Source organism: Anatilimnocola aggregata (assembly GCF_007747655.1).
Classification (GTDB): domain Bacteria; phylum Planctomycetota; class Planctomycetia; order Pirellulales; family Pirellulaceae; genus Anatilimnocola; species Anatilimnocola aggregata.
The window spans coordinates 6,449,728-6,473,240 of record NZ_CP036274.1; the positions used below are offsets into that span (position 1 = coordinate 6,449,728).

Sequence of the window (23,513 nt, forward strand, 5' to 3'; positions counted from 1 at the left end):
GCAAGCTTTCGAACATTCATCACAAACAGACAGGTAACGGTTCATGAATACGGCAATTGGTTTGATTGAAACGAAGGGCCTCGTCGGCCTGGTCGAAGCGACCGACGCGATGGCGAAGGCCGCCAACGTGCAAATCGTCAAGCGGATCGGCATCGGCGGCGCGCTGGTTACGACCATCGTCACCGGTGACGTCGGCAGCGTGCGGGCTGCGGTTGAAGCGGGCGCTCATGCTGCTTCGCAAGTGGGCGAACTCGTGGGGAGCCACGTGATTCCTCGCCCAGCCGAAGGCCTGGTCGAAGCGTTCATGTAGTCGATTCGCTCGTGGCGGATCGAGGCAGCAGTAGCAAGGACGTTCAGGAGGAGACTGCAGCAATGAAGGTGTTAGTCGCCAATCTCGGCTCGACGAGTTTCAAGTATCGGCTATTTGACATGGCCGACGAACGACAACTCGCGCGCGGTGGTGTCGAGCGTATCGGCTCGGCAGAAAGCCCGTGCTTTGTCGAGATTCAAGGACGTCGGCAGGAATTGAAGGCTCCGGTTCCCGACCACGCAGTTGCGGTGCGGCAATGCCTCGCGCAATTGACCGATCCTCAGCAGGGTTGCCTGCAGAGCGAGAAGGAAGTGGCGGCCATCGGCTTCAAGGCCGTGCACGGAGGACGCGTGAGTGGTGTGCAACGAGTGACACCCGACGTGCTCGCTGCGATGGAAGAGATGAATCTGATTGCTCCCGCTCATAACCCGCCGTATATCCGCGCCATGCGGTTGCTCGGCGAAAAGCTGCCGGAGATACCGCTCGTCGCCGCGTTCGAGACTGGCTTTCACAACACGATTGCCGATCGGCTGCGACACTATCCGGTGCCTCATGAATGGGCCGATCGATTGCACATCAAGCGGTGGGGCTTTCACGGAGCCAGCCATAGTTACATCGCCCAGCGGACCAGTCAGTTGCTCGGTCGCTACGACCTGCGGATCATTTCGTGCCATCTTGGTGGCTCGAACAGTCTGTGCGCGATTCGTGGCCAACAAAGCGTGGCAACCACGATGGGGATGAGTCCGCAAACGGGCTTGCCTCACAACAACCGTGTGGGCGATTTCGATCCGTTCGCGATTCCGCTCATCATGCAGTCCGAAGGCAAGAGCCTGCATGAAGTGCTCGATACGCTGGCGGAGAAGAGTGGCCTGCTGGGATTGTCCGGCATCAGCGGCGATGTGCGGGATTTGGAAGAAGCAGCTGCACAAGGAAATGGACGAGCCAGGCTGGCGCTCGATGTGTTCGTCGCAGAGATCCGCCGGCATTTGGGCGGCATGCTGATCGAACTCGGGGGAGCCGACGCCATCGTCTTCACCGGAGGAATCGGTGAGAACGGGGCGAACATTCGCGCGGGCGTTTGTGCCGACCTGCAAGGCCTAGGCATTGAACTCGATAGCAACCTGAACGCAACCAAAGGTTCTGCCGAACGCTGCCTGAGTACGCCTGCCAGCAAGACGCAGATTTGGGTCATTCCCACCAACGAAGAACTGATTGTGGCCCGCCAGACCAAACACGTGCTCGAAAATCGGTTCGAAGGGTAACTGTCATGTTCGTCGCCAAAGTCACCGGCAGTCTGATTTCGACGCAGAAAGTAGCCACGATGGTGGGCTTCAAACTGCTCATCGTCGAGCCTTATCGCATTGAGCCGAAAGAACGCCAATCGCTGACGACCACAGGACGGACCTTTGTCGCGGTCGATACGCTCGGCGCGGGAATCGGCGATTACGTCATTTTGACTCAAGGTTCCAGCGCCCGTTTGACGCCAGAAACCAAGACACTTCCCATCGACGCCGTCGTGGTGGGAATTGTCGACAAAGTTCAAGTGGATGAAGGCACCGTGTATTCACGGGACTAGCGAACGATTCACGCGAATAACCGCCCGCACCTAACCAACTCACCAAAGCTATATGCAAATCAACGAAGCTCTCATTCGCAGCGTGGTCGCACAGGTCCTTTCCGAGGTGGCCCGCACGGCGCACGTCTCCGGCCCCAAGTACGCCGGCCGTCACGGCATCTTCAGCGATGTGAACGAGGCCGTCGGTGCCGCTCGCGATGCCTTTGAGCAATTGAGCGAACGCAGTCTCGAAGATCGCAAACGCGTCATCAGCCATATTCGCCGCATCTCAATCGAGCAGTGCGTCGAACTCGGCACGATGGAAATGAACGAGACCAAGGTCGGCCGCCTCGATCACAAGATCGAAAAGCTGAAGACCCTGGGTGAAAAGACTCCGGGCGTGGAGTTCATGCGGAGCGAAGTTTTCAGCGGCGATCATGGCCTGGCCGTGATCGAGCATGCTCCGTTCGGTGTGATCGGCGCGATTACTCCCGTGACTCACTCGCTGCCGACCATCACCGGCAATGCGGTGAGCATGATCGCTTCGGGCAACTCGGTGGTCGTCAATCCGCACCCCAGTGGCAAGAAGGTCGCCGCGGAAGGTGTGCGTCGCTTTAACGAAGCCATTTATCGCGACCTGGGCATCGACAACCTGATCTGCGTCATCGTTGAGCCCACGCTGGAAACGGCGAATCAACTTTTCAGCCACCGCAACATCAACATGATCTGCGTGACGGGCGGCCCAGCCGTCGGTCGGGCGGCACTTCGCTCGGGCAAGCGGGCGGTTGTTGCCGGACCAGGTAATCCGCCGGTCGTGGTTGATGAGACTGCTGATCTCGATAACGCGGCCCGGTGCATCATCACCGGTGCTGCGTACGACAATAATCTGCTCTGCATTGCCGAGAAGGAAGTCTTCGTCGTCGAGTCTGTCTTCGACAAGATGATGGCTGCCATGGAACGAGCCGGTGCTGCCCGCTTGAATGCTCGGGAAGTCGACGAGTTCACCAAGAAGGCGATCATCAAGGTCGGCGAAGGGGAGCACAAGCACGACGGACCTTCGAAGGAGTTTCTCGGTCAAGACGCCAAGGTGCTGGCCCGCGCGATCGGCAAGAGCATCGGCGAAAAGACCGACCTGCTGTTTGGCGAGACCGATGAAAGCAATCCCTTCGTACCTGTGGAACAAATGATGCCGTTCGTGCCGTTCATTCGCGTGAAAAACGTCGACGAAGCGATCATGAAGGCCAAGCACTACGAACATGGGTTCCGCCACACCAGCATCATTCATAGCCAGAACGTCAAGAACATGACCCGCATGGGCCGGCTGCTCGATACGACGCTGTTCGTGAAGAACGGTCCTTGCATGGCAGCACTGGGCCTTGGTGGTGAAGGCTACTTGTCATTCTCCATCGCTGGCCCGACTGGCGAGGGCGTGACAACTCCCCTCACCTTCACCCGCGAACGTCGCTGCTCGCTGATTGAAGATCTGTGGATCCTCGGTCGTCCCAAGTCGTAGTTTTGAATGTAGCTGAATTCGCCAGAATTCAGATCCTTCCATCTTTGAGAGCGTTCGGAATTCTGGCGAATTCCGCTACGAAGAAAACACCAAATGCAACTCGGCCTCGTCATTGGTACCGCGATCGCAACGGCGAGACACTCGTCGTTCAAAGGGCAGAAAATGCTCATCGTGCAGCCGTTGATGGCCGATGGCCGCACCCCCGACGCTGATCCTGTGATTGCCGCTGATGTAGTCGGCGCTGGTCGCGGAGAAGTCGTCATGATCACCAGCGACGGTAAATACGTCCGCGAAATCACGCAGGATGAATCGACGCCGATTCGCTGGTCGATCATCGGAATTCAAGACAGTTAATCGCAATGAACTTATCCCCCGCCGACATCGACCGAATTGTGGCTGAAGTGGTTCGCCGCCTGCGACCACTGCTGGCTGCGTCGCCCGCTGCGCCGGTGGAGAAGTCGAACGAATTGAAGTTGAACGACAAGGTCGTCACCCTGCGCACCTTGCATGGCCGGCTGGAGGGCATCAGCCGCCTCATCGTCGATCAGCGCGCCGTGGTCACGCCTGCAGTGAAAGACGAACTGCGACAGCGTGGCATTTCCTGGGAACGATCCACCACCAACCAGGCGAGGGGCTAACCAATGCGCATCGCCAAAGTTGTGGGCACCGTCACCATGAGTACTCAGCATCCCACGATGCAAGGCGCTCGGTTGCGGCTGATTGTTCCGCTGTCGCTCGCTGAACTTCGTGATGGCATTGATCCGCAGGCCGACGAAATCGTCGCCTGGGACGAACTCGGCGCCGGGATCGGCAGCCTGGTCGCAATCAGCGAAGGTGCTGAAGCGGCCCAACCATTCCGCCCCAACTACAAACCGATCGACGTCTATATTTCTGCGATTCTCGACCAGGTCGATATCGATCAAAAACTGCTCCGCTAACCGCTCAACCAACTGCACACAACTTTGAACCGTTAAGGATTCCTCGCATGCTCAATCATCACAAAATCAAGCAGGACATCTGCGAGATCGGACGCCGCCTGTACAACAAGGGCTTTGCCGCCGCCAACGACGGCAACATCACGGTTCGCGTGGGCGAGAACGAAGTTCTTTGCACGCCGACCATGCACAGCAAGGGCTTCCTCAAGCCGGACGATATCTCGCTGGTCGATATGACCGGCAAGCAACTCTCCGGTCGCAAGAAGCGTTCGAGCGAAGCGCTGTTGCACCTCGAAATTTACAAGCAGCGGCCCGACGTAAAGAGCGTCGTCCACTGCCATCCGCCACACGCCACCGCGTTCGCCATCGCCCGCGAACCGATTCCGCAGTGCGTGCTGCCCGAAGTCGAAGTGTTCCTCGGCGATGTGCCGATCACCACTTACGAAACTCCCGGCGGTCAGGCCTTCGCCGATACCGTGCTGCCGTTCGTCAGCAAGACGAACGTCATCATCCTCGCCAACCACGGCACGGTCAGTTACGGAGTCGATGTCGAGCAGGCCTATTGGTGGACCGAAATCCTCGACGCGTATTGCCGCATGCTCATGCTGGCCAAGAGCCTGGGCCGTGTGAACTACTTCGACGAGACGAAGGAACGCGAACTGCTAGACCTGAAGCAGAAGTGGGGCTGGTCCGATCCGCGCAATACGCCCGAGTACAAAAACTGCGACATCTGCGCCAACGACATCTTCCGCGACAGTTGGAAGCAATCGGGCGTCGAGCGGAAGGCCTTTGAAGCTCCGCCGGCAATGGGTCCAAGCGTCGCCGCAGCCGTGAAAAAAGAAGTCGCTGCTGCTCCTGCCGGCGGCGATCAAGAGGCGCTGATCAAGATGATTACCGAACGCGTGATGGAAGCGCTGGCGGCCGGAAAGTAGTCGTTCCTATGTAGCCCGACGCGTCTGCGAGGGAGCTACTTAGTTCGAGGTTCATTCACACTTCTCCCTCGCTTACGCGTCGGGCTACCTAAATACGAAATCTGCAATCATGAAAGTTTCCATCATTGGCGGCGGCGGTTTGGTTGGCTCGAGCGCGGGCTTTGCGCTGCAATGCGGCGGCGTCGTCAGCGAGATCGCACTCCTCGACGTGAACGCGGAACTGGCGAGTGGCCAGGCCCTCGACATGCTGCACGGCGCGCCAAGCGTGGCCGATCAAGTCATTACCTCGGGCGGCTACGAGCACATTCCGAGTTCCGACATCATCTGCATCACGGCAGGTCTGCGTCGCAAGCCCGATGAAAGCCGCCTCGATCTGATCAATCGCAACACCGATCTGTTTGTCGGCATTCTCAACGAAGTGATCAAGGCCGGCGTCAAGAAGGATGCAATTGTCGTTGTGGTGTCGAACCCAGTCGACATTCTCACCTATGTCGCTGCCGATCGTCTGGGCCTGCCGCTGAGCCAGGTGATTGGTCTCGGCACGCAGCTCGATACCATTCGCTTCCGCAGCTTGATCGCGCAGCAAATGAAGGCCTCGCCGACGCAAGTCCAGGCGCTCATCCTCGGTGAGCACGGCGATAGCATGGTGCCAATCTGGTCGAGCGCTTGCATCGCGAATCTTCCACTGGAGAAGTTTCCGGGCTGGAGTCCCAAGCTGGCCGACGAGCTCTTCACGCGCACCAAGGGCTCGGGCGCGGAAGTGATCAAGAAGAAGACCGGGGCCGGTTTTGCCGTGGGCATCGCCATCCGCGACGTGATTCATTCGATCGTGCTCGATCAGCAACGCATTCTGCCGGTGAGCAGCGTGCAAGAAGGTTGCTACGACATTCGCGATGTCGCCCTCAGCGTACCGACTGTGGTTGGCCGCAAGGGTGTGGTCGCTCGCCACCAGATCGAACTCTGGCCGAAGGAAGTTCAACTCCTGCGCAAGAGCGGGCTAGTTCTGCGTCAAACATTGGAAACTGTCCTGGCCCGAATTGGCCGGCAGAAGAAATAGTCCGAAGCACCGGCCATTTTTCTTCGCGTTTCTCGCGAATTCGCCCGCGCAGCAGCAACTACGGCTCTGCGCGCGGTCGCTCAAATCCCTACAATCGCGCTGCCCGGTCGCTGACAAATTGTCTCGGTCAATGTCGATAGCCTGAAGTAGTTGGAAGGCCAAGGGAGCCAATTATACTGACTGCTCGCGATCGATTTGCCACCCGCAGGCAGCAACTCCCATGACTCACTCTGCACGTTCTCGCAAGCAACTTTTCCAGCGCCCCTTGCGACTCGAATCGTTGGAACTGCGGGCCATGATGGCTGCACTGCCACTTGCGGAAACGATCTATCTTTCGACCGACACTCCCGGCACGGTGACCGGCTCGGACGGCGTGTCCGTAAAAGTGGATGACTCAGACGTGCTGCGGCTCGACATTGAGCGGTCAGCTGGCGGGAGCGTACTTTCGTATCGCTACCGGTTGCTGTTCGATGGCAGCGATGTGGGTCTGGAGACCGACGATGAAGACATCGACGCCCTGGCAATCCTGCCCGATGGAAGCCTGGTAATTTCCACTATGGGTCGCGCAACTGTGCCGGGCGTGACTGCTGAAGACGAAGACCTGCTGCGATTTGTGCCGGCCATTGATGGCTACGGCAGCAAGACGATGGGAACCTGGTCGCTCTATTTCGATGGCAGCGATGTCGGACTGACGTATGCCAGCTCCGATATTGATGCTCTCTCGATCATGCCCGACGGCAAATTGGTCATTTCGACCGAAGGGCTCTACTCCGTTGGCGGCGTGATTGGTTACGGCGAAGACCTCCTTCAATTTGCCCCGACTGCGCTCGGCAACACCACGGCAGGCAAATGGACGCAGCTGTTCGACGGCAGCAAGTTTGGCCTGACGACCACCAACGAGAAACTCGATGCCATCGACATGCTGGACGCGACTGTCGTGCAGATGTCGACGAACGGGCCTTTTGCGGTGACAGGTGCAGCCGGTGACGACGAGGATGTGTTTAATTTCAACCTCACTACCAAGACCTACGAAAGTGGCCTGCGCCTCGATGGAAGTGCACTCGGCCTGACCGCGTTCGATATCGATGCCATCGAGTTCCGCGCAGTCGGCGAAATCCTGCCGGAACCGACGGTGCACGTCGAAGTCCTGCCGACGCTAGATGTTTCCGGTATTCTGGCCGTCGCACGAGCGAAACTTGCTTCGCACGATGCCAAGAACACAGTCAAGACTCGCTATGCCGGCTCGGCCAGTGTTTCGGCTACCAGTTGGAGCGCCGTGGGAGCCGGTGATTGGACTGCAGGCTTCTATCCCGGCCTGTTGTGGCAAATGTACGAGGCGACTGGCGATGTCGCGTGGCGGACAAAAGCCGAAGCGTGGACGGCGGGACTCGAAAGCCAGAAGAATCGGACGAGCACGCACGACTTGGGGTTCATGATCCACAACAGCTTTGGTCAAGGCGAACGCTTGACGGGCAGCGAAAGTTACAAGGCGGTGGTACTGCAGGCTGCCAAGTCGCTCAGCAGTCGATTTAACACGAAGGCCGGAGTAATGCGTTCGTGGGATGGCGGCGGCTTCCGCGTGATCATCGACAACATGATGAACCTGGAAATGTTGTTCTATGCCGCAAAAAATGGCGGCACCACTTCCACGGGTGGATCAGCGCAAGAGCTGTACAACATGGCCGTCAGCCACGCGACGAAGACACTGCAAAATCACGTGCGCGCGGATGGCAGCACTTTTCACGTCGTCAATTACAACACGACCACCGGGGGCGTCACCTCGAAGTCGACCGCCCAAGGGATGAACACCAATTCCACCTGGTCGCGCGGACAGTCTTGGGCCGTGTATGGCTTCACCATGACGTATCGCGAGACCGGCGATGCGACGTTCCTCGAAGGTGCGCGCCGCACCGCCGACTACTTCATTGCCAATTTGCCGGAAGATTATGTCCCGGCAGCTGACTTTCAGTCGCCGTATACGGGTCTCGCTCACAAAGATTCGTCAGCTGCGGCGATCTCTGCCTCGGCACTGCTGGAACTATCGACGCTCGAAACCGATCCGGCCCGCAGCGTGAAATATTTTGAGGCCGCCGTGCGCATGCTCGACTCGCTCTCTTCGCCCAGCTACTTTGCTCCACCACAACATCCTTCAATGTTGTTGCACGGGGCCCAGAAGTATCCCGGCAATAACAGCAGCTTGATCTATGGCGACTACTACTATGTAGAAGCGCTGTTGCGATATGCGAAGATCACCAATCCGTCGAGCACGTAACAATCACCACTTGAAATTGCTTCCCGAAATTGAACAGGCAGCAGCCGACGGAGTGCGACGTCGCCACCCGAGCCGAGACAGAAGGAAAATATCCCTTACATGTACTTGACAACTATTCACTAGTTATCGACAATCTAAGCGGCTATTTGACAACCTGGTGGAGCGCACTTCTGCACCGCGGGCGTAGTTTGATCGGCGCGGAATTGCTGCCTGGCACACCTGGAAATTCACGGGCCGTGAAGCGCCGCCGAGGGGTTAATCAACAAAGAGGATGTTTTCGCGATTGGCAAGTTGGGCGCAATTCGTTGCCGCCAAAGGACTTGACTGCAATGCACGCAAAAGGGGGGGTGTTGATTAACCTCGCGTCCTGTGAGCCGAGGCGGGCGTCGAGTGACTTGGCTCTTGGGGTTGCGTTGAGAAAATACCAACTATTTCAAGCCCACCGGCTTGCCGTCAAGTTTCCATTCGTCCTTCGGTGTTGCGCCGAGGTGGGCCAGTACCGTAACCGGTGCATCGACCAGATAGACCTGCTCGGCAAAGGTGCCACGCTCTGCAGCGGGACCACTGACGATCAGAAAGCTGCTGAGGATCTCGGGAATTTTATGGCCGCTGCCATGCCCCTTGCCTTTGCCACCGTGGTCGCTGGTGACGACCACTAGCCAGTCTTCGGCCGCATAGGTCTGGCGGGCCTTCATGGCCGCGACCAACTGGCCCACCAATTTGTCGGCCCGTTCGATTGCGGAAATGTACTCCGGCACGGTGGGATGAAAGCCATGCGCGTGCCCGGCAACGTCTACCTGGCCGATATACACGAACAGCACATCCGGATTGCCTTCGGCCAGTTCCTGCACACCGGCCGCCACCGCTGCGTTGTCGTAACGGTCGTAATCGAGCACGCCGTGCGCCTTCTCTTCGTAATTGACCGAAACGTCGGCAGCCGAAGTGATCTTCTCATGCACGGGTTTCCAGGTGACGTGCGACACGGTGCGGGCAGCGGGGCGAACTTCCTTGAGGCGGGCGAAGAAGTGAGGGAAGTCGGTGTACTTGCTGTCTTTGAATTGATTGTCGTGTACGCCATGTTTATCGGCCCACACGCCGGTGAGAATGGTCGACCACCCCGGCCCGCTGACGGTATCGTTCTTTTGATAGCGATCGCCGAGAATCAGGCAACTGGGCGAATGAATGCCCTCTTTCAGGAGCGCGTGCAACTGCGGCGTTTCGGCCTTCTCGACTGCATCGAAGCGGGTGCCATCGATGCCGATGTAGAGGACTTTTTTTACTTTCTCGGCAGCGGAGGCACAGGCAGGAACCAGCAAGACAATGGCAAGGACCAATAGACGACGAAACATCGTAGAGTTTCCTCAAACCTGCTAGCGCAAAAGCCGTTTAACCCCCGGGGCAGGCCTGGGGGCGGGTGAATCACAGTCAAGGAAACTTTTACCAACGCCAACCTTCGCGTAGCGTGTCGTTCACGATGCAGCCTTGTGGCCAGCGGCCTTGGGCCAGATCGACCAGGCACTCGGCCGCCAACTTGCCCATGGCATCGAGGGCCGTTTGATCGATGCCGCCGAGATGCGGTGCGAAGACGACATTCTCGAACTGCCGCAGCGGACTGGAATGCGGCAACGGTTCGGTCTTGGTGACGTCGAGTCCCGCGCCGAACAAATGCCCGCTGGCGATCGCTTCGGCCAGTGCGTCTTCGTCGACAAGGCCACCGCGCGAAGTATTAATCAGCACGCTGTTTTGCTTCATCAGCGCCAAGGTGCGGCGATTGATGATGTCTGTCGTTTCCGGCGTGCAGGGCATGTGCAAACTGACGATATCGGCCTGGGCCAGCAGATCCTGAAACGAAACCAACTCGATGCCTCGCTGCTGGGCGAAGGCGGCATCGGCGTACGGATCGTATGCGATCACCTTCAGCCCCAGCCCCTGGCAGCGGGGAGTCATCGCGCGGCCAATGCGACCGAGACCGACAAGGCCGATGGTGTTGCCAGCCAAACGTCGTGGGCAATCGCGCCGCCACAGATTGCGGCGGATCTCGCGGTCGCGTGTGCAAGTATCGCGAAAGACGGCCGTAATCAGGGCAATCGCCTGCTCGGCAACTGAGTGCTCGTTGGTGCCGGGCGTGATGATGACGGCCGCGTTGTGCCTGGTGGCTGCCGCAACATCCACCGCATCGTAACCAACACCAACCCGAGCCACCGCGCGGAGCTTGCTGCCGGCGAAGATCGGCTCAGAGTAACGTTCGACACTGGCCAGCGTGCAATCGATCCCTTGCAACTGGCGAATGAACTCGGCTGGCGGATGCAAGGTGCAATCACCCTCGGCCATCACCACTTCGAAGCCCGCCGCATCGAGAACGTCACGCCACGGGCCCTTGCCCGATGCATAGACGACAGGAGTAATCAGAACACGTGGCATCGAAAGCTCCAGAGGTCAGCAAGCAGAGATCAGATGTCGGAGAGAATCGGCTAATGATTCGTTGGTGGTCGCAAGAGTCATATCGTCGACATTGTCGATCGGATTGGCAATCAAGGCGCGAACAGATTTCAGGAATTCTTCTGCGGGGCACCGACCATAGCCACAACCTAGACATGCGGCAGCGATTGAACGGCAGCCAGCTGCGGCCAAGGCGAGTGTTGCGGCAGAATACGTTTGCAAAATCACTTCGGAGCTTGTGCCATAGAAGACGTCAATTGCCACCGCTTGAGCTACCGCTCGAAAAGGCGAACCACAGCCCGGCATTACTACTGCAGTACCAGTTGGCACATTGCGCAGGCCGCGATCGCGCAGATACTCGTGCAGAAGAGTCTGCATCGAAGGTCCGTAGCGGAGTGAGAATGCTCCTCCCACTCCACCCGAAAGGTTGAGACTCGGATTCGCGGAGCACAACAGGCCGTCTGCGGCGACATCGAGAAGGTCGCCGTGGATGATTTGCCATTTCGTCATCGAAGCGTTCGAAATGGTTGGACCATTTACAGTTCGGCCCCCTCACCCCGGAGTACCGAGGAGAGGGAGTAAATGATAAATCCTCACGCTAGTTCCGCACCGAACTTGGCAGCTTCAGCTTTGACGTCGCTGCCGTCGGGCGTGGCGTCGCTGTTGATGTCGTACCAGTCTTCGCTGAATGCCAGGTAACCGCCCTTACCCTTGTTGGCATTGTCGATGGCCACGTTCGTGGCGAGAGCGATCACGGCGTCGCCGAGAGCAACCTTGGCATTGCAGCGCGGCTGATTCTCGCGAGCTGGGTTGCGGATGCACCAGGCCCAATGCTCGATCTCTTCGGTGTAACCGCGACTGACGGGGCCCGAAGTGGCGGCTGCCTTGGCGAGGGAAGGTCCCTTGCCGCTGGCTTGCGTATCGAGCGTCGGACCACCCTTGTCGTCCTTCACGCCAATCTTGGTCGAGGTATCGCTGTTCTTGAACAGCAGTACTTCCTGCTCGCGCTCGAGCAGCAGGGTGCCCTTGGTCCCCATGACCGTTTCGCCATAGCCACCCCAACCGTTGCCGTTGATCGAAGAGTAGGTAACCACGACCTTCTTCTCCGGATGCTTCACGGCGTCGTACGAAGGAATTCCATCCTTGCCGGGATAGTTCATTGCCGGATCGTAGTAGCCCGGATCGTAACCCGGTTCGTAGCCTGGCCCAGGGAATTCGTACATGCAGTAAACGTGATCCTCTGCCTCGCGATCGAGGGGGAAGGTGTGACGGCCACCCACGGCATGCACGCTGAGCGGGTGAGCCTTTTTGCCGTCCTTGCGGAGGGCACTGCAGAAGATGCTGGCCGCATCGAGTTGATGGCTGCCGAGTTCGGCCATCAAGCCGCCGCCAGTCCGCTGGAACAACCGCCAGCGCATCAGCTCTTCGCGAGCTTCGCGCATCTTGCCGTCTCCAAGCGGGAAGTCCTGGTACCCGTACTTCTTCGCATCGACGTCGGCATCAAGCAGCCAGGCAGTCCACTGGGCCACTTGCTTTGCGAGCATGTTTGCGGTGCCGGGATTCTTTTCGTCCTTGAGGGACTTCTTCAGTGCATCGAGCTTCTTGGCAACGAAGTTGATCTTCTCGGATTCTCCCTTAGCGTTGACCGTGTCGATTTCCCAGGGCAGTGGTGGTTGCCAAGTGTCTGAACCGGGCAAATTGCCGCGGTGCCACTGCGCGCGAATGTGGTGCATCTCGCCCAGCACGCCCCAGCGGAGCAGATTGACCGCATTGTCATAGAGCACGCTGTAGTGCCGCTGATGACCGACACACAGAATCTTGCCGGTCTTATCGGCCACGCGCCCCATCAACTTGCATTGGGCCACATTGTGGGCCATTAACTTTTCCGTCAGCACATGCTTGCCGGCCTGCATGGCTTCGATAGCCACCGGAGCGTGCAGGTGCAACGGCAGGGCGATAATGATCGCCTCGACGTCGGGATTCTTCAGCACTGCTTTGTAGTCTTCGGTGACCTTGATGTGCTGCTTGGCCGCGGTCTCGTCCGAGAAACCGTAACGCTTGATCAGCCCCTGGCGATTGGCGAGAGCCACGTCACCGGCCCAGTCGCCGTGAAACGCGCGATGGACGTTGTAGGGCCGAATGTCGCAGATCTCCACGACATCGACATATTCTGGATTGCAGGCGTTGATGAGTACGCCCCCTTCGTCTCCAGTTCCGATGATTGCAATTCGCACCGGGCTGGCGAGTTTCTGGTCTTGCTGCCAGAAGTAAGCGGCTCCGAGACCTGCACCGGAGACGATGCCGGCACCAACGACACCTTTGAGGAAGTCGCGGCGATTGAATGGTTCAGCAGCAGGGGAGCGGTCGAGCGCATCCATTGCCGAATAGTAGTTCTCTTGACCAACGGCCCGTTCTTCTGGGGTCAGGTTCATGCTTTCGCTCCTTGTTTCACCGATCCACTAGGAACCGGAACTGTTTTGGCTGCCGCTGGTCGCGTCCGGCGATACTGTCGCCAGATGCCACCTACCACATAATCTAAACCTAAAAATTGTCCCGCACCCATCGCGGCCAGCACGAACAGGGCGAGCATCTCGACAAACTGATAATAAATCGGGGCCGCGCCACTGGAACCCGGCCATTGCGACGCACACACGCTGGCCAGAAACAACCCAGCCACAACTGCAACTGGGCGGGTGAACAAGCCGACGATCAATAAAAACCCCACGACGGTATCGAAGTACGGCATGAACCAATCCATGAACTCGGAATCGAGCGGTTGACGCCCGAGCTTGCCAATGGGCATTCGTCCGTGCCTGACTAATTGTTGCTCGGTGGCAATGGCGTTCAGGTCGTTCTCCAGGTCTTTCCAGATCTTGTCGATATCCGCAAGCAGCGGCCCGCGGAGTTGATTGCGATCGGCATCGATGCGGGCATCGTGCGCTTGCATTGATGTTAGCCCTTTGCGTGCCAAATCATTGCGGTTCGCGTCGCGCCGCTCCAATTGGTCCAGGTACTCGCTGATTTCCTCTCGCTTGGAGCCAAAGTACCACTTGAACCGCTTGGTGAAGTCTTCCACAACCTTATCGGCGGCCTTGGCTTGCTTCTCGTCGAAATGAAAATGTCTGGCAACCTGCTTACCGTACGTTTTCCAATACGCGAGGGTTGCCTGACCATCGAGACGAAACTTGCCGTCGATGTCCCAGACCATGTTGCGATACAGGGGAGCCAGCGGGCCCTTGGCATTGGCAAAGAAGCCGCCCGTAAACGGCTTTTTATCCCGCAGTTTGGCAGTCCCTTCCAAGTAGAAATGCAGACCCACGCCCACGCGTAGGGCCACAATAGCCGCGACCACCCACCAGCCAACCGAAATGCGATACGTACTCAGGGGAGAGGCTCCTCAAAGAATCCTAGTTCGATTCAGGCCGCCGGCGATCATTGCCAGCACTGCCCAAACCGACCGAAGAATCTGCCATTATGACTAGTCGCCGGCGGTTCGCCAACCGCTTCGTAGCCGGCGGATATGAGATTTCAGCCAGTCGGAAGCGGGTTGCCGCCAGCGACCAAAAGCAACTGGTCCCTGCCGGATACACTCTGTTTGGTTATTTCCAGGTCAGTTTTTTCCACAATCAGACGCACCGCTGACAGTGAGTGTTGCGTTGGAAGGCACAATAAGTTGAAAGGCCTCTCAACACGACCGACCCGGCCCTGAAGGGCAGTGGTGAGCGGAAGATCAGAACCCCAGACCTTAAACTTGCGTCGAATTAGCTAGTCGAACGAGTAAGCCAGTCGAGATGACTGCAGCGACCACGAGACACATAAGTATCCAGATCCATGGAGTAGTGTCGCACTTTCTAGCAATCTGCCCATAGAGTTCGATACTCTCTCGCTTCGCTTTCCGGCTCAAGTATGCAGGCCGTTCACAGCGTCCTGAAAGCGTGCAAATCAGCGCCTGCCCTATCGGAAAATAGAGCAAAAGTAGCGGAGTCGATCTTAGGGTTTGGGTAAATGTGATTCCATCAATGAGCGAAGCAGCAGCAAGCGGAACGAATGAGACGAGCGAGCAAAAAAACAAAACTCGCAGCAAAGTGAACTCCAAAGTACTGCAGCAGTTTCCGCCATCGACGCCTCTTGCGATATGAACTGGCAGCAACATGACTCATTCGTGGATCCGCTTGCGGAATGCACCGTGTTTTTCAACCGGAAATTCTACACTCGCATAAATTGGGCGTACCAGCATGTTGTGCCCATTTGGCGAATCGCGTACGGAGGAAACTACTTTTTTAGTGCCTCATTGATCTCCACCGATGCGTCCTTCATGGCCTTTGAGAGCTCGTCGAGCTTGCCCGTTTCGCCAGCGGCAAAGACGGCGTCGATCCGCGAGAGTGGGCCCTTGAGCTTGGCTTGGAGGGCGGTCAGGTCGTCTCCTTGGCGAGTAGAAAGAAGTTCGCGGGCCCCGTGCAGGCCGTTCCCTTGGCCGGGTGCCAAGACATCGCCGTAAAACGGGCGACGCGAAGCGGTGTGGGCCAGCGCGAACCGAATTCGCAAGTGCCGGAGACCGAAGCCGTCCGGACTGCCGCGTCCCAGCGGCGACGCAGTGTTCAGGATCGCGAACGTAATCTTGTCGCCCGCTTTGGTTGGCATCGGGGCGTTGCTCATCCAGACCGTCGGCCGCTGGTCCTGATTCATTTGCATGCCGTCTTTGCTCCACAGGCCAGCGGGCTTGCCGTTGATGTAGGCGTAGGTCTCCCAGCGACCGAGGCAGTTGGTTTCGATCCCTAGGTTGTAGCCGTTCTTCGGGATCGCAATCTTCCCCAGCTTCTCCGGCACCACAAAGCTGATCCGGTACCAGCCTGCGGCACCCGGTTTGTTCTGGCCGAACACTTCGTAAGGATTCGAGAGAACCTTCATCGCCGACTCATCCGCGTCGAGTTCGTGCAGAGGCGGTTCCAGGCCGGGGCGAAATTTTACTTCCTTCGCGAGATCGATCGAATCGAGTTCCACGAGCCGCGCGATGAGCGCCGTGATCTCGTCGGGCGTTTGCGCCGAGAGGGTGGCTGAGGCGAGCAGCAAGACAACAAAACTAATCAGGCAGGAGAGGTGTCGCATTTATCAGAGATCCTTAAACAAAAACTCAATACGCGTACTTCCCAACCACAAAAAAGTGTTCGATCAGGTGACTGTCTATGCGAAATGACCAATCTCGAAAGAACTCATTTGCATCGCGTATGTAGGACAAATCAATTGCTGTTGGCGTGCCGTGGGCCGCGTTGTTGCGACATTTCTTGATGTCGTTAAATTTGGTTTTCTCCATAGAAGTTATGCGAACTGAAAGGCCGTGCTCAAGAAGGTCAGGAATTCCTGCGGCCTTTAGCTTCTTAAGTTCACTGATTAACATGCGAGCACCATACGACGAGAGACGTTCCGACGGAAACCGATAACCGTGAGCTCGAAGTACTTTCGAGTACTTTTGATATTTTGCGTACTTTGAACTCACGTCCTTTCTGAGCTTCTTCTTTGCTTCCAAAACATCAGCCGTTTCTGAAACGCCAGTTAGCGTTCTATCGCGTTTTTCCGCAAGTGCCAAAAATGCGTCGGCACCACCATGAAACTCGAGCATCTCTGTTACAACAGACTTTATGTAGCTTTCAAAAAAGCTGAATATGCTCAGCAGCAAATACGTCGACAGCCGGTTTTCAAACTCGACCACGTTGTCCTTGAGGAAAACTGTACTGTTTTGTGGCGCGAAGTAGTGTGGCTGCTGCAACGCAGTCTTGCCACTTTCGACTTCGGCCAAGTGCTGACTTAGTTGAGGGATGGAATAGCAAATCGTAACAGCAAAATCAAATGCTCCCTGGACCGCTGCTTTGTGACGTTCGAGTGATTTGGTCTTTTGTGTTGCCATGCCCGCTTCCAATGAATGCACGGATTGCCGACGATCAATAAATGAAACTTAGATTAGCTACTCATCCAATTCTTTCCACACGCGAAACGCAGCGTGCGGCTTACGATCAGGTCCTAGCAGGCCCCAGGACTTTTCGATTTCGAGTTTGGACTCGACCGCCTTCCAGGGAAGATCGAAGGCTTCGAAGCCAACGGCGTGGCAGGCCCATGATTCGCCCGCTTCGGCGATGCGGCCGGCCTGGGTGTAGTGATGCCAGAAGTCGCTTTGCGAAGTGGGCGAGTAGAGCGGGCCCCCCGCGTGCGGAAAGCCGGTCTCTTTGACAATCACGGGCTTACCGGTCTTCTTGGCGATCTTGGCAGCTTCTTCGCGAGTCCACTGCGCTGCCTTGTCGGCCGGCAAGTCTTTGCGGTCAAAGACCGGGTGAATGTTCGGGCAGAGAAAATCGCCGAACTTGAGAATCGTGTCGATTGAGTAGCCGTGCAATGGCTCGCTCGTGCTGACGGGAATGTTCTGCGGCAGCGCGCGACGCAGGCGTGCTTCCGCGATGGCGAGATCTTCCAATTCGTAACGCTTGAAGGTGATCCCTTCATTGCCGACCAGCACGCCCATGTTGAAGATGCCGTCGTACTGCTTGGCCAGCGCCGCGACGCCATCGACCTCAGCGGTCGATTTCGGATTCCAGATCGCGAGCAGCAGCCCGCGATACTTCAGCTCGCGCGCAACCGCCACAATCCGCGGCGTGCAAGCTTCGTGATAGCCATACAACACGAGTCCGTCGAACGCAGGACGAAGTGCCGTCAGGTCAGCGCGAATCGAACTGGTCAGCAACTTGCCTTGATTGGCTTCCACGCGCGGGTCGAGTTCCGCGGGCGTGTAGCAAATCATCTTGCCGGGAGTTTCTTTACTCGTCAGGTACGAAAAGAACGGGTACGAGTTATCGGTCCGATGCTGAGCGAAGGACGTTGCCGCCGTCAACAGCGTGAGCAGAAAGGAAGCAATTCGAACGTGCAAACGATTCATGAATAAACTCTTGCGGGTGAGGAGCCAGGCATTGCCAGGAGTAATTGAATCGACTGAGAATGTAAACCGTCCGGTCGGGCGCGGCCAGCTATTTCGCCATGATGCTGCCGGCTCAAGTAGAAAAACGGAAACGGAACCCTCCCATGCGATTCATTACCGTCTGTTGGTCAGCGCTGCTGTTGCTGTTACTGGTGGCAACGGGAGAAATGTCGCGAGCCGCCGAGAACGCCCGGCCCAATGTCGTCATCTTCCTCGCCGACGATGCGGGCTGGGGAGACTATAGCCGCAACGGCAATAAAAGCGTCGCCACGCCGCACATCGATTCGTTGGCGGCCAATGGCGTCACCCTCGACCGGTTTTTTGTCTGCCCCGTTTGTGCTCCCACGCGCGCCGAGTTTCTCACCGGCCGTTATCATCCGCGCACTGGTGTGTACGGCGTTTCGACCGGTCAGGAGCGGATGAATCTCGATGAGCGGACGATCGCCGACGCCTTCCAAGCGGCCGGCTATGCCACCGGCGCTTTCGGCAAGTGGCACAACGGCAGCCAATGGCCCTATCACCCGATGGCTCGCGGCTTCGACGAATACTACGGCTACACCTCGGGGCATTGGGGCGAATACTTCGATCCGCCGCTGGAGCACAACGGCCAACCCGTGCGCGAGAAAGGCTATATCGTCGACATATGCACGACGGCGGCGATCAAGTTCATTGAACGGAACGCGAAGCAGCCTTTTTTCTGCTACGTGCCGTTCACAACTCCGCATTCTCCCTGGGCAGTGCCGGAACAAAACTGGCAGCGGTTCAAAGAGAAGCCGATCACTCAGCGAGGAACACAGTCAAAGCAAGAGAATCTTGACGAAACTCGCTGCGCTCTCGCAATGATTCAGAACCAAGATGAAAACGTTGGTCGCGTGCTCAGCAAGCTCGACGAATTAAAGCTTGCGGACAATACGATTGTCCTCTACTTCAGTGACAACGGCCCCAATTCATGGCGTTGGAATGGCGAGATGAAGGGACGCAAAGGGTCGACCGACGAAGGGGGCGTGCGCTCGACTTGCTATTGGCGCTGGCCCGCAAAATTGCCCAAAGACCGCACCATCAGCGGAATTTCCGGCGCGATTGATCTCCTGCCCACGCTCTGCACGCTGGCGGGCATTGAGCGCGTCGGCGACAAACCGTTGGATGGCCAGGATCTTTCGCCGTACTTAATGGAAACAAAGAAAGTGCCCGCCGAGCGGATGATCTTCTCGACCTGGGGACGCAATGTAAGCGTGCGGACGAATCAATACCGCCTCGACAATGCCGGGCAGCTATTCGACCTGGTCGCCGACCCGAGTCAGACCAAAGCCGTCAACGATCAACAGCAGGGAACGGTCGATCGCCTCGCTGCTACCGTGCAGGCGTGGCGGATAGAAATGGGTTTCGATGTCACACCCGGCGCGCCAAGTGGCAACAAGCGAAAATCCGTTGATCCGCGTCCCATTCCCGTCGGCTATCGAGAATTCCCTCGCACCTGGCTGCCGGCCCGCGATGGCGAACCAGTGGGCAGTGTGAAACGAAGCTCTGGCGCGCCGAACAGTTCCTACTTCGTGAATTGGAAGAGCAAGGAAGATTCGCTCGTGTGGGAGATCGACGTCAATACGACAGGCAACTATGCCGTCGAGTTGCGCTACACTTGCCCACTCGCAGCCGCGGGCTCGACGATTGAACTCACCTTTCTCAAGCAAACGCTAAGTGGCAAAGTGATGCCGGGCTGGGATCCGCTGCTCTACACCAACCAAGAAACGCTGCCGCGGCCCCCAGCGGAATCGAAGATGAAAGAGTTCCGCCCGCTGAAACTCGGCACGATCCACTTGGAACGTGGCCGGGGACCACTCACGCTGCAGGCCTCTGATATTCCCGGCAGCGAAGTGATGGACCTGCTGGAAGTAACTTTGACGCTACTCGACAGGTAGTGGCGGCGCGTACAACCAGAAAGTGAAATTGCGCAGCCCAGGAATGAACCAAGGATGTGCCAGATGGCAGAGCAGCAAGATTGCGAGTAATCCTGCAGTGATGTAACTTTCCCGAGCATCCACTTTGCCCGCCACAAGGCAATTGATGACAAATATAGTCAGGATAAGAATCTCGGTGACCAGTAGCAGCACCATTTGTAAGGAATAGATCGACAACCCAAAGACGATTGGTTCTCCGAAAAGGTAATCGAGACCAGCATCCGTGGAAGTCATGAGCACGAAACAATGCCAAATTCGATACGTCACCAAAACGTGGGCTGCAATTAAAATTCGTAGTATCGAATTGGGGTCATACTGCGAGCCGACTGGATTTCCAGCGGACCACTTTGGGGACGCCGCGGCCGCAATGCGGCCCACCAGCAACACTCCCGACAACACGCTGCAGTAGAGCATGACCAGGATTACATCGATGTACATCCGCAGTCCGAGCAAGATTGCGATGCCGACGGCGAATCCAAGTAGCGTGCGCAGGCTGAAGGTTGCGGAGTTTCGTGAACGGCGGGCGCGCATTTCACATCATCCGATAAGCTTCCACGGCGAGTTCATCGCAGCGGTCATTTTCGGGATGGCCGCTATGGCCAGCCACACGTGTGAGCTTGAGTTGATGTTTGGCCATTTGCTCGTCGAGCTGCTTCCACAGATCGTCGTTCTTCAAGGGCTTTAGCTTGCCTTGCTCTTTCCGCTTCCAGCCGTTCCGTTTCCAGCCAGCCATCCACTCCTGCATCCCTTTGCGGACGTATTCGCTGTCGGTAAAGATCTCGACATAAACGGGCCGCTTGAGTGTGTTCAGTCCTTGGATGACGGCCATCAATTCCATGCGATTGTTTGTGGTATCGCGCTCGGCACCGTTGACTTCCTTCACCGTGCCGCTGGCGGGATGCTTCAGAATGAAAGCCCAGCCACCCGGACCGGGGTTCCCGCTGCATGCCCCATCGGTGAAGAGGAGAACTTCGGGTTGAGTGGGAACGGTTTCGCTGTCGGACGGCATGAGTTAATCCGCGGCCTGATGATAGATTGCCTTGTTCGTGGCGCTGGACGTCGCCGTCGCTTGCTGCAATTGGGCCAGGCCCTCCACCAACGCACGTTTGTCGCCGTCGGTCGCCTGCCCACTAAAGCGCAGGCGATGATAGCGATCGATTACCGTTCGCAACATGCCAGTTAGAGAGCCGGACTGCCCCACGACCGCCGGACCAGAGCCCGCTTCACCGAGCCCGGCCACCGCGCTCAGCAACTCGTTCGCGGTTGTCTGCGGTCGCACCACAACTCCGCGTCGCTGTACCGCGCGCTGAATCCCGGCGAACATTTCAGAAACGGAAGCCTTGGCAGAGCGATCACGTTGCCAGAGCAGGTGTAGCAGAAAACGAATGCTGAGCAAAACTCCCGCCATCGCCGCTGGCAATACAATGACGAAGAACGCGAGCAGCAAGAAGCGAAACCAGGGAGTGGAAGGCTTGACTGCGGCTTCCTCGGAGTCGCGTTTCTCGGCGGCTTGCAAGTTGCCACTAGCCGCGACAGGCTTGCCCCCCATCATTGACTGAGCCCAGCGTTGCCAGCGCGCGGGATCCATGCTTTTAGGAAGCACATCGCGCGAGCGGGTGGTGATGGGATCGAGCACAGAATCTTGGCGTCCGGCATTTAGTCCCAAGACATAGTCGCGCCATAGACACTCGGCATAGTCAAACGCATCAGAGAAGCGTCCATTGCGTTTCTCTTGAATCGCTTCCGGTCCCGCCTCACTCGAGCCGGGAGTTGGGTCGAGTCGATACCAGGCTCCGCCATTGCTGGGCGTGCCGGCCAGTTCATCTTCTGGCACTTCATGTGGTTCGAGCAGTACCTCCACCCAGGCATGCGCGTGTCGTTGCCGTACTAAAAAGTACTCGCCCAGTGCATTCCAATCGCCCCCCTTATAACCAATCACCAATCGCGCGGGTATGCCTTGACTACGAAGCATTATGACGAGCGCGCTCGCAAAGTATTCGCAGTGCCCCTGACGACGGTGCACGACAAAATCTTCGAGCGGGTCGATACCCACTCGGTCGCCTGTGGCGGCCTGGGGATCCCTCAGATCGAGCGAGTAAGAATAGCTGCCCGATGAAAATAGCAGGTTCTGCAATGCTGTCGCCCGAGCAAGGGTCGATGCCTTTTCCAACTGAAGGTCGCGAATGAGCGAATCGGCAATCTCTTTGGTGCCAGGAAAGCGATCCACCGAGAACTCGCAAAGCTCCTTGCGCTCGGTTATGAGATACGATTTCTCTTGCTCCGTGAGTGCTGGATTGAAATGGGGGACCGCAGGGAGTTGGCGCCCATTTCGAATGGCCAGCGTGCCGATCGTGTAGCGATATTCGCGGCCTGATTGGATTTGGTCTTCTTGTCCAAAACGGATCAGCCGCGGCGATTGGCGAAACTCGCGAATGCCAGTTGGTGTCTCGGGCAAGAAGTGCACCGGCATCATTGCAAACAGAACCGGAGAATTCGTGGCTTCGAGAATGATATCTTGCCGTACCAGTTCTCCCGGCCGAGTGGCCTGCACGACATGCGGCCGCATGTTTGCCCGTTGTAAGCGGAATGCCGGCTGGTACGACCAGCGAGCACCATATTCGTCTTGCTGGTACTTGGTTAACACTTGGCCGTGAAAGTAGGGCTCGGTGACGATCGCTGCTGTCTCGCGGTTGTCGTCGCGCTTGAAGCTGACGCGCATGACGGGCTGATCGCTAAGTTCAATGCGCCCCCGCGTCTTTAGAACCACCTCACCGCTAAAGCCGCTGACAGTTCCCCGCACACGCGACGTTTGCCATAGCGCTTCACTCAATCTGGGGGCGGAGAAAAAGAACACGAGCGTAAAGAGAAAGCTAGCCGAGGTGAACATGAGCACGCTGCGGACGAGCCAGGGCGCACGAATCCAATTTTCGAGTTGTTCGCGCCGCGGACCACTGATGCGCAGTGTTGGGGGATCGAGCAGACGATGGAGCGACGTCGGCGATTTACCTGCTAAAGCGTCGCGCGGCGTCCCCTCGCTCACTTCACGCTGATAGCAAAGCAGCATCATGCAGGCGACGGCGTTCGCCATATAAAGTACGAGCAGCAGGCCGAATTGCGGCCCCAGCGAAAGAGCTGCGGTCACGACAACTTGCAACACGCTGAGCACTAGCAATTGCCAATAAACCCGGCGACTCTTCTCCTGAAATACCAAGACGATTTGCAGATAAATCAGCATGTGCGAGATCGTCAGGAGCTGGTCCTCGCGAACTTGCCGCATGAAGTTCCGCATCGACCAACCGACGGCAACGAGGGCTCCGACATTGCCCAGCGTGCGCGGTAACTTGACCCAATTCTTGATGTCGGTAACCAAGAGGGCGACGAGCGTCGCAATCGCCAGCGCATAGGGAAACGGACTGCTATCGCCGGTGAGAAGTAAGAACCAACCTCCCAGCACGGCGAGTGCGGCGGTGTGAAATTGCAGCCAGCGTTGCAAACTCATCGGTAGCTCCGAGCTCCGTCGGCAGACGCCGCGAAGGGAGTTGGTCCCCAATCGCGCGTCACTTTCGAGTATAGCAAACTTGCGT

General features: G+C 57.6%; 22 protein-coding genes. 11 read left to right on the forward strand and 11 right to left on the reverse strand.

Annotated elements, in window-relative coordinates:
• The first annotated feature begins 43 nt into the window (after positions 1 to 43).
• The 10 genes from ETAA8_RS24265 to ETAA8_RS24310 all read left to right on the forward strand — a co-directional run bounded on the left by ETAA8_RS24265 (position 44) and on the right by ETAA8_RS24310 (position 8,574).
• The gene (locus tag ETAA8_RS24265) at positions 44 to 310 is read left to right on the forward strand and encodes a BMC domain-containing protein (protein ID WP_145094595.1); all 267 of its coding nucleotides are present in this window, start codon (positions 44 to 46) and stop codon (positions 308 to 310) included.
• Between the two features lie 62 nt (positions 311 to 372).
• Positions 373 to 1,572 (forward strand): acetate/propionate family kinase, encoded by a 1,200-nt coding sequence (locus tag ETAA8_RS24270; protein WP_145094598.1) that lies wholly within the window; start codon positions 373 to 375, stop codon positions 1,570 to 1,572.
• A 5-nt stretch (positions 1,573 to 1,577) separates the two neighbouring features.
• Positions 1,578 to 1,886, forward strand: a complete 309-nt coding sequence (locus ETAA8_RS24275; protein WP_145094601.1) for a EutN/CcmL family microcompartment protein — start codon at positions 1,578 to 1,580, stop codon at positions 1,884 to 1,886.
• Positions 1,887 to 1,938: 52 nt separating this feature from the next.
• Entirely contained in the window at positions 1,939 to 3,378 is a 1,440-nt protein-coding gene (locus tag ETAA8_RS24280; RefSeq protein ID WP_145094604.1) for an aldehyde dehydrogenase family protein, read from the forward strand.
• Between the two features lie 93 nt (positions 3,379 to 3,471).
• Positions 3,472 to 3,732 carry a EutN/CcmL family microcompartment protein gene (locus ETAA8_RS24285; RefSeq protein ID WP_145094607.1) on the forward strand — a complete coding sequence of 87 codons (261 nt, stop codon included), beginning with the start codon at positions 3,472 to 3,474 and terminating at the stop codon, positions 3,730 to 3,732.
• 5 nt (positions 3,733 to 3,737) lie between these two features.
• Positions 3,738 to 4,016, forward strand: a complete 279-nt coding sequence (locus ETAA8_RS24290; protein ID WP_145094610.1) for a hypothetical protein — start codon at positions 3,738 to 3,740, stop codon at positions 4,014 to 4,016.
• 3 nt (positions 4,017 to 4,019) lie between these two features.
• The gene (locus ETAA8_RS24295) at positions 4,020 to 4,316 is read left to right on the forward strand and encodes a EutN/CcmL family microcompartment protein (RefSeq protein ID WP_145094613.1); all 297 of its coding nucleotides are present in this window, start codon (positions 4,020 to 4,022) and stop codon (positions 4,314 to 4,316) included.
• A 47-nt stretch (positions 4,317 to 4,363) separates the two neighbouring features.
• Positions 4,364 to 5,245: a class II aldolase/adducin family protein gene (locus ETAA8_RS24300; protein WP_145094616.1), complete on the forward strand. Its 882-nt coding sequence runs from the start codon at positions 4,364 to 4,366 to the stop codon at positions 5,243 to 5,245.
• 109 nt (positions 5,246 to 5,354) lie between these two features.
• Positions 5,355 to 6,302, forward strand: coding sequence for a lactate/malate dehydrogenase family protein (locus ETAA8_RS24305; protein ID WP_145094619.1), 948 nt, complete (start codon positions 5,355 to 5,357; stop codon positions 6,300 to 6,302).
• 220 nt (positions 6,303 to 6,522) lie between these two features.
• Positions 6,523 to 8,574: a glycoside hydrolase family 88 protein gene (locus ETAA8_RS24310; protein WP_145094622.1), complete on the forward strand. Its 2,052-nt coding sequence runs from the start codon at positions 6,523 to 6,525 to the stop codon at positions 8,572 to 8,574.
• Positions 8,575 to 9,002: 428 nt separating this feature from the next.
• On the opposite strand, the gene ETAA8_RS24315 is transcribed toward ETAA8_RS24310, so the two are convergent.
• From ETAA8_RS24315 to ETAA8_RS24350, 8 genes are all read right to left on the reverse strand, one after another.
• Positions 9,003 to 9,923, reverse strand: a complete 921-nt coding sequence (locus ETAA8_RS24315; protein ID WP_145094625.1) for an alkaline phosphatase family protein — start codon at positions 9,921 to 9,923, stop codon at positions 9,003 to 9,005.
• 88 nt (positions 9,924 to 10,011) lie between these two features.
• Positions 10,012 to 10,995 (reverse strand): phosphoglycerate dehydrogenase, encoded by a 984-nt coding sequence (locus ETAA8_RS24320; protein WP_145094628.1) that lies wholly within the window; start codon positions 10,993 to 10,995, stop codon positions 10,012 to 10,014.
• A 15-nt stretch (positions 10,996 to 11,010) separates the two neighbouring features.
• Positions 11,011 to 11,523 carry a macro domain-containing protein gene (locus ETAA8_RS24325; RefSeq protein ID WP_145094631.1) on the reverse strand — a complete coding sequence of 171 codons (513 nt, stop codon included), beginning with the start codon at positions 11,521 to 11,523 and terminating at the stop codon, positions 11,011 to 11,013.
• An 83-nt stretch (positions 11,524 to 11,606) separates the two neighbouring features.
• Positions 11,607 to 13,445, reverse strand: a complete 1,839-nt coding sequence (locus tag ETAA8_RS24330; protein ID WP_145094634.1) for a Gfo/Idh/MocA family protein — start codon at positions 13,443 to 13,445, stop codon at positions 11,607 to 11,609.
• Positions 13,442 to 14,365 (reverse strand): DoxX family protein, encoded by a 924-nt coding sequence (locus ETAA8_RS24335; protein WP_145094637.1) that lies wholly within the window; start codon positions 14,363 to 14,365, stop codon positions 13,442 to 13,444. The genes ETAA8_RS24330 and ETAA8_RS24335 overlap by 4 nt, the downstream gene beginning before the upstream one ends.
• Before the next feature lie 920 nt (positions 14,366 to 15,285).
• Entirely contained in the window at positions 15,286 to 16,119 is an 834-nt protein-coding gene (locus ETAA8_RS24340) for a hypothetical protein (RefSeq protein ID WP_145094640.1), read from the reverse strand.
• Positions 16,120 to 16,144: 25 nt separating this feature from the next.
• Complete coding sequence (locus ETAA8_RS24345) at positions 16,145 to 16,915, reverse strand: HEPN domain-containing protein (RefSeq protein WP_145094643.1); 771 nt, start codon at positions 16,913 to 16,915, stop codon at positions 16,145 to 16,147.
• A gap of 57 nt (positions 16,916 to 16,972) precedes the next feature.
• Positions 16,973 to 17,935, reverse strand: coding sequence for a glycoside hydrolase family 17 protein (locus tag ETAA8_RS24350; protein WP_145094646.1), 963 nt, complete (start codon positions 17,933 to 17,935; stop codon positions 16,973 to 16,975).
• 143 nt (positions 17,936 to 18,078) lie between these two features.
• On the opposite strand from ETAA8_RS24350, the gene ETAA8_RS24355 reads away from it, so the two are divergent.
• Positions 18,079 to 19,890 carry a sulfatase-like hydrolase/transferase gene (locus tag ETAA8_RS24355; protein WP_145094649.1) on the forward strand — a complete coding sequence of 604 codons (1,812 nt, stop codon included), beginning with the start codon at positions 18,079 to 18,081 and terminating at the stop codon, positions 19,888 to 19,890.
• Here the strand turns inward: ETAA8_RS24355 and ETAA8_RS24360 are convergent.
• From ETAA8_RS24360 to ETAA8_RS24370, 3 genes are read right to left on the reverse strand one after another with little or no spacing between them, the layout of a single operon-like run.
• Positions 19,876 to 20,460 carry a hypothetical protein gene (locus ETAA8_RS24360; protein WP_145094652.1) on the reverse strand — a complete coding sequence of 195 codons (585 nt, stop codon included), beginning with the start codon at positions 20,458 to 20,460 and terminating at the stop codon, positions 19,876 to 19,878. The genes ETAA8_RS24355 and ETAA8_RS24360 overlap by 15 nt on opposite strands.
• A gap of 1 nt (position 20,461) precedes the next feature.
• Entirely contained in the window at positions 20,462 to 20,938 is a 477-nt protein-coding gene (gene rnhA / locus ETAA8_RS24365; RefSeq protein ID WP_145094655.1) for a ribonuclease HI, read from the reverse strand.
• Between the two features lie 3 nt (positions 20,939 to 20,941).
• Entirely contained in the window at positions 20,942 to 23,428 is a 2,487-nt protein-coding gene (locus ETAA8_RS24370) for a transglutaminase family protein (RefSeq protein ID WP_202921240.1), read from the reverse strand.
• Positions 23,429 to 23,513 lie beyond the last annotated feature (85 nt).